We start from the raw sequence: 6,113 nt of genomic DNA, 5'->3' as shown, positions 1-6,113 counted from the left end.
CTGCTTCCTCTGCTGGAGTTTCTACAACATCACAGCTTTTTGCTGGAGTTTCTACAACTTCTGGGCAGTCTTCTGCTTCCTCTGCTGGAGTTTCTACAACATCACAGCTTTTTGCTGGAGTTTCTACAACTTCTGGGCAGTCTTCTGCTTCATCTGCTGGAGTTTCTACAACATCACAGCTTTTTGCTGGAGTTTCTACAACTTCCGGGCAGTCTTCTGCTTCATCTGCTGGAGTTTCTACAACATCACAGCTTTTTGCTGGAGTCTCTACAACGTCACAGCTTTTTGCTGGAGTTTCTACAACGTCACAGCTTTTTGCTGGAGTTTCTACAACGTCACAGCTTTTTGCTGGAGTTTCTACAACGTCATCAGAGGTTTTCTGTCCACAATCTGTAATAGAATCGCAGCCGCATGAGTCACATTCACAGTTTGCTTTCTCACAGTCTGCAATAGATTCACAGTCACATGAATTACAGTTTGCCTTATCACAGTCTGCAATAGAATCGCAGCCGCATGAGTCACATTCACAGTTTGCCTGATTACAGGCTACAATAGATTCACAGTCACATGAATTACAGTTTGCCTGTCCACAATTTGCAAGAGTGTCACAGGAAACTGTAGGGGTTTCTGCAGATGTAAGAGCATTACAGGAAACTGCTCCTGCAGTAATTAAACTTGACATCATTATTATAATAGAAGCACATGCCAGAATTTTTATAATTGGTTTTTCACTGAAGTGCATTTTTTCCCTCCAATTGTTCCTACTAGTTTGTCTGATCTTGCTCATTTTATCTGAGAAGATCTGGAACCTAAAAGTATCGGCACAGTTAAACATATAAAAATACTTACACTACTTGCCCAAAACCAAAATTAAAAACCGTATTTAAGCCTTTATATCGAATAATAAAACCGGGAAAATACATTTAACACTTGATTGTGCTATATACTCTGGTAAAAGTAAATTTAAAACTTTATAACACTTCATCTTATTTTATAATGGTTCATAAGAGGTTGAATTAAAAGTTAATTAATAAATTGCAAATGTTGATATTAATTGGTTCAGTTTTAATCCTAATTTCTCCTAAAGAATATAATTTATTCACACTTTTTACGCAAATTCTCCTAAATTCTTTTCATTCCTTCTCATTTCTTTTCATCCCTTTATTGAAAACGGCATAAAGCGCTCGAAACAGCTTGATTAATAACCTTATATATATTAATTTATACAATAGTTACCAAATGACAAAAGGAATACTTATCGCAGGAACCCATAGTGGAGTTGGAAAAACCACAGTCTCCATGGGTATTATGGCTGCCCTCAAGCACAGGCAACTAAGAGTCCAGCCTTATAAGGTAGGGCCGGATTACATTGACCCTTCCCACCACACAGCCATCTGCGGGCGCTCTTCCAGGAATCTGGACACCTATATGATGGGCACGGAAGGGGTGAGGCAGACAGTTGCCCGTACGTCTGAAGATGCTGACATTGCTGTCGTTGAAGGTGTCATGGGGCTCTTTGATGGGATTGACTCTACGGAAATTGCAAGCTCGGCACATGTAGCAAAGACTCTGGATATTCCGGTGATTCTGGTAATCAATGTCCACGGCATGTCAAGAAGTGCCGCAGCTCTCCTGAAAGGTTATTCCGAATTCGATCCGGAAGTCAGGGTTGCAGGCGTTATCCTGAACCAGGTAGGCAGCCCTCGCCATGCAGAACTTGTAAAGAATGCGCTTCCGGGCAACATTCCTGTTATCGGCACAATTCCCCGAAGGAAAGATATTGAGGTCCCTTCAAGGCATCTGGGGCTCTACATGGCGCATGAAAAGGACTACAACACTGCGGAAATGGCAGCCTTTATTGAAGAAAATGTTGACCTTGATGCGGTGCTTGAACTTGCTGAGCCCTGTTCAGTTCCGGAGGCTGAGGTAATTCAGAGGCCAGAAACTGATCTCAGGATCGGAGTTGCCTGGGACCCTGCGTTCTGTTTCTACTACCGGGATATGTTCGATGCATTCGGAGACAGCGGAGCAGAAGTAATATTTTTTAGCCCTATGGCAGGTGACGTTCCGGATGTAGACGGAATTTACCTTGGAGGCGGCTACCCTGAGCTCTATGCAGAAGTCCTTGAAAACTCAGAGACTACCCGGAAACTGAAAGGACTTGCAGCTGACGGCCTTCCCATCTATGCGGAATGCGGCGGCTTGCTCTATCTCTGCGGAACTTATGAAGTAGAAGACCGGACATATAAACTGGCTGATGTTGTGCCTGCAAATACCCGCATGACAAACCGTCTGAAGGCTCTGGGGTATACCGAAGCCCGCCCCCTTGACAAAAACTTCTCTTCCCATAATATCAGAGGTCACGAATTCCATTACTCCCTTACGGAATGCGACCGTGATGCAAGGTTTGCATATGAAATGATCCGTGGGAAAGGTATCCAGGACGGTTTTGACGGGCTTGTGGAACACAATACCCTCGCAGGGTATATGCACTCCCATCCTGCCAGCTTCCCGGTAGAAAAGTTCGTGGGGAAATGCAGGGAATACAAAAGGAGATAATTGAGAAGGAACGGCATAGTCGGGAATGAAACCCTACAGAAGAAAATAGCGAAAAAGAAGATAACTTTTGGGAAACCGGGACGTTAAAGCTATTTCAGGTTTTTCCCTTTTCTTTTTCCTGCTCTTTTCCCTTTTCCCTTTCGACTTGATGTTTCTCTCCCTTTTCTTTTTCCTGTTTGACTTGATGTTTCTCTCCCTTTTCTTTTTCCTGTTCGACTTGATGTTTTTCTTCCTGCTCTTTTTCCTGTTCCCTTTCCCTTTCTTTATTTTTAATGAATACTTTCTTCTCATAATACCCAAGAGGATGGCTGATTTTTTCGCAGAGCCCATCTTTTCCCACGCAGTTGCCGTAGGTCCTCATGGTGTCGCAGGCTGGGGGTTTGTATGCATTGCCTGTAGCGCCTGCAATGTGTTCTATCTGGTAGAGGGTTTTTTCCGCGTCAAAATCGGGAGAGATGTTGAAAAGGTTCAGGATTTCGTCTACTGACATTCCTACACTGAGCAGGAAAGAAGTCATTGCAAAACGCATCGAATGGGCAAGGTTAACTCCACCCTGTACGTTTGCAAGCGCATGGGCAATACAGGGAGGAAAGAGGTCGGGCTCAACAGCTCCGAAGTCCGTAGCCCCGAATTTCTTTTTCTGGACCTCGAACTGTTCCTTTATCTCGGAAACGTAGGGGGAGCAGAAGCTGGAGATTTCGGGGGGGATTTCCGGGATGGGGAAGGACTGTTCGATCCTTTCCCTGACTGCTTCTTCAAGAAGCCTTGCAAACTCTTCCTTTGTTATTTTTATTTTGCCTGCCCTGAGCTGGCGGTTTGTCAGTTTCCAGGAGGGGTCTTTGAGGGAATTTGAAAAGCGGATATAGTCCGTAAAATGCATACTGAAATAGGAGTCCCTGAAATCTGCCGAGATTCCAAAATCTTCCCCGAATTCGAGCAGAAAATTCGGGGTTTCGTTTCTTAAAAAAGCGTAGGCAGCCTTGGCTTCTGCCAGAGCATAGCGCCGGGTAAAGAGCTGGTCATCCACACAGGCAACCAGCATCCTGGCAAAGGGATAGGAAAGGAGTTCCGAGAGTACCTGGACTTCCCCTGATATAGGGGATTTTTTAATTTCTCCTTCAAGAGCTTCTTTTACCCTTTCTATTCCACGGGATCTTGCAGCCCTGTAAGCTCGCGAATTGAGTAGGTTTTCCAGAGAAATTCCCAGGTTTCCAACATGGGCAGATGCTTCTGAAATAAATGGGTAATATGCAAGTTTTTCGGCCTGCATGCCACCCTTAGTCCGATTCTATTCTCGGAGCCAGGAGATAGGATATTCTTCCTGCACCGTTTGCAATTTCAAAGTCGATCAGGACAGGGAAATCTCTGCCAAGAGAGAGGGTGACCTCATTTACCTTGTTTGTGGGTTTGACTATATCTGTCAGGTAATCCAGGGAAAAGAGAGAACAGGCTTCTCCTGCTTTCAGGTCGATTAGCTGGTCTCTGCCCATCTCCAGGCGGACCTTGTCGGTATCTCCCTTTGCTTCCATATAGAAAGTATCGCCAGAAACTCCCATGAGCATATGGTCGCTTATCTTTTCTGCGGCTTTTACGGCACGCCTGAGGTCTGCACCATTCAGGACAACTTTGGCAGGCAGATCGAGCTGGGGAACTCTGGGTTCTGCACGGATTGTTGAAGGGTCCAGAAGAGAAAGAGTATAGGACAGCCCTCCTACATCAATCAGGAGTTTATTGCTTCCTTCTTCAAGTTCCATCCTAACTGTATCGCTCTTGTCCGCAATTCCCAGCAGGTCGGTAATCTTATTCAGGTCGAGTCCGATCTCACACTCATCAGCGCTGTATTCATCAAAAGCCGATGATCCAAGCTCAAAAATCCCCATTGCAACGTTAGCAGGATCAACTGCTTTTACCGAAATACCTTCGGGTTTTATTCTAAATCTAACTTCATCTACAATTACAGCCAGTGCGGCAATCGCGTCTTTCAGAAGCTCTGCATTAATTGCTGCCTTGAACATGATTCTTCTCCATCAAATAAATTTAAGCCTTAAACTCCTTATCTATCACTTGGATATATAAATTTCCTTACGATCTAGGATTTTCTATCCTTTTGAGGAAAATTTTCCGAATCGGAATAAGTAGCCATATATGGAATCGGGATAAACTTTTTCCAAATCGGAATAAGTAGCCATATATGGAATCGGGATAAACTATTAGATTCAAAGTCCCGGCAACTATATAAATCTTGGTCAGAAAATCAGGAAGCATCAGGCTCTGCCTGAGACATAAAAGAAGTTCTGACCTGAAAATTCGTTTTCCAGAGGTACATTTTTAATAAGTACGTTTTTAAAAAGTACATTTTTAAAAAGTACATTTTTAAGAAGGGCCCTAAGAAAAGGTTGTGGAATTTAGTCGTATTCTCTCCAGGTAAACCCGCACTTCGTACATTTGAGGAAACGGGTCTCGGACTCGTCTGCAGACCTGAGCTGTCTGAGCCACCAGGCTGCAGTATTGTTCCCGCACTCCGGGCATTTTACACTCGTTGTTGGCAGGCCTGAAGTCTGTTCACCTTCGAGTACTACTACTTCATGATCGTCAATCTTGGCTTTGGAGACGAAATTCTTTTCGTTATTTTCAATCGGTATTATGTTCCCACATTTTCTACATTGGTAGTTACCATCTTTAGGAAACATCATACTTTTGCATTTGGTACAGAACTGCATTAATATCACTTTTTGCGTCATTTATCATTTTATTGTGGTCAAAAGCCAGTTCAGGAATTGAATCAAGCTCAAAAAGTTCAACGGCATCAGCGTCAGAGCCTGATTTTAAATCTCCGTATCCTTTCGCAAGGTAGCACACTGAGATTGTATGTCTCCTGGGGTCGCGTTCAGGGTCGGAATAGACACCGATAAGTTTGAGAATCTCTACAGAAAGGCCTGTTTCTTCAAAAGCTTCCCTGGAAACTGCTTTTTCTGTACTTTCCCCGATTTCAACGAAGCCTCCAGGAAGGGCAAATTCTCCCTCATATGGGGGGTATTTTCTCTTCACCAGAACAAGCTTGTTTTTAAAGAGAATTACAGCATCAACGGTTAGGCTGGGGGCATTATGTTTCATAAAAAGCCTTCGCAGTTTACTTTCCGTGAGATCTTTTTCCTCTACCAATCTCCTTCCTGATTAGCTTTTTCTGGCGTTTTGCCAGATATAATAATATATTAGTATTGTGCATATTGTAGAAACTCGTCATCATATTTCAATTATTCTTCTCAACTTTTCCATTCTTTTTAATTCTTTTTTGAGTTGTTCTCCGGTTCTCTGTGCTATGAGTCAAGTCTCTATCAAGCAAAAAAGTCACTTACGCAGTAGTCTTTATTAAAGGTTTCTCTTTTTTAGGAGCGTCTAAGGCTAATCCCTGTCATTTTAATGGCGGGATACAGCCGTCAACTCTTCAATAATACGCTTATTGGTAACGTTTTTAATCTTTCAAACCTATACTCTATTGTCAAGTTTTGTTCTGGAAGCTGTGAATGCTACAGAAGTCGCTTGACTTTGCTCTG

At 43.3% G+C, this 6,113-nt stretch carries 6 protein-coding genes; 1 reads left to right on the top strand and 5 read right to left on the bottom strand.

Annotated elements, in window-relative coordinates:
* Window positions 1–742, bottom strand: a 742-nt coding sequence (locus EO92_RS05245) for a hypothetical protein (protein WP_048169801.1), incomplete at its 3' end; no start/stop codon positions are given.
* A gap of 497 nt (window positions 743–1,239) precedes the next feature.
* Here EO92_RS05245 and EO92_RS05240 point away from each other — a divergent pair.
* The gene (locus tag EO92_RS05240) at window positions 1,240–2,559 is read left to right on the top strand and encodes a cobyrinate a,c-diamide synthase (RefSeq protein ID WP_048169799.1); all 1,320 of its coding nucleotides are present in this window, start codon (window positions 1,240–1,242) and stop codon (window positions 2,557–2,559) included.
* A gap of 94 nt (window positions 2,560–2,653) precedes the next feature.
* On the opposite strand, the gene priL is transcribed toward EO92_RS05240, so the two are convergent.
* From priL to EO92_RS05220, 4 genes are all read right to left on the bottom strand, one after another.
* Complete coding sequence (gene priL, locus EO92_RS05235; protein ID WP_048169797.1) at window positions 2,654–3,829, bottom strand: DNA primase regulatory subunit PriL; 1,176 nt, start codon at window positions 3,827–3,829, stop codon at window positions 2,654–2,656.
* A gap of 7 nt (window positions 3,830–3,836) precedes the next feature.
* Window positions 3,837–4,574 (bottom strand): DNA polymerase sliding clamp, encoded by a 738-nt coding sequence (locus EO92_RS05230; protein ID WP_048132013.1) that lies wholly within the window; start codon window positions 4,572–4,574, stop codon window positions 3,837–3,839.
* A 390-nt stretch (window positions 4,575–4,964) separates the two neighbouring features.
* Window positions 4,965–5,279 (bottom strand): transcription factor S, encoded by a 315-nt coding sequence (locus EO92_RS05225; RefSeq protein ID WP_048132015.1) that lies wholly within the window; start codon window positions 5,277–5,279, stop codon window positions 4,965–4,967.
* Window positions 5,239–5,673, bottom strand: a complete 435-nt coding sequence (locus EO92_RS05220) for an NUDIX hydrolase (protein ID WP_048169843.1) — start codon at window positions 5,671–5,673, stop codon at window positions 5,239–5,241. Before EO92_RS05220 ends, EO92_RS05225 begins: the two co-directional genes overlap by 41 nt.
* Window positions 5,674–6,113 lie beyond the last annotated feature (440 nt).

This window comes from Methanosarcina sp. 2.H.A.1B.4 (assembly GCF_000979385.1).
Taxonomy (GTDB): Archaea; Halobacteriota; Methanosarcinia; order Methanosarcinales; family Methanosarcinaceae; genus Methanosarcina.
The sequence above is the reverse complement of the archived record's forward strand: the minus strand, read 5'-3'. Positions and strand labels throughout refer to the sequence as shown.

Coding starts and splice junctions, on each gene's coding strand:
- EO92_RS05240 (WP_048169799.1), top strand. CDS start 1,240: ATGACAAAAGGAATACTTATCGCAGGAACCCATAGTGGAGTTGGAAAA.
- priL (WP_048169797.1), bottom strand. CDS start 3,829: ATGCAGGCCGAAAAACTTGCATATTACCCATTTATTTCAGAAGCATCT.
- EO92_RS05230 (WP_048132013.1), bottom strand. CDS start 4,574: ATGTTCAAGGCAGCAATTAATGCAGAGCTTCTGAAAGACGCGATTGCC.
- EO92_RS05225 (WP_048132015.1), bottom strand. CDS start 5,279: ATGCAGTTCTGTACCAAATGCAAAAGTATGATGTTTCCTAAAGATGGT.
- EO92_RS05220 (WP_048169843.1), bottom strand. CDS start 5,673: ATGAAACATAATGCCCCCAGCCTAACCGTTGATGCTGTAATTCTCTTT.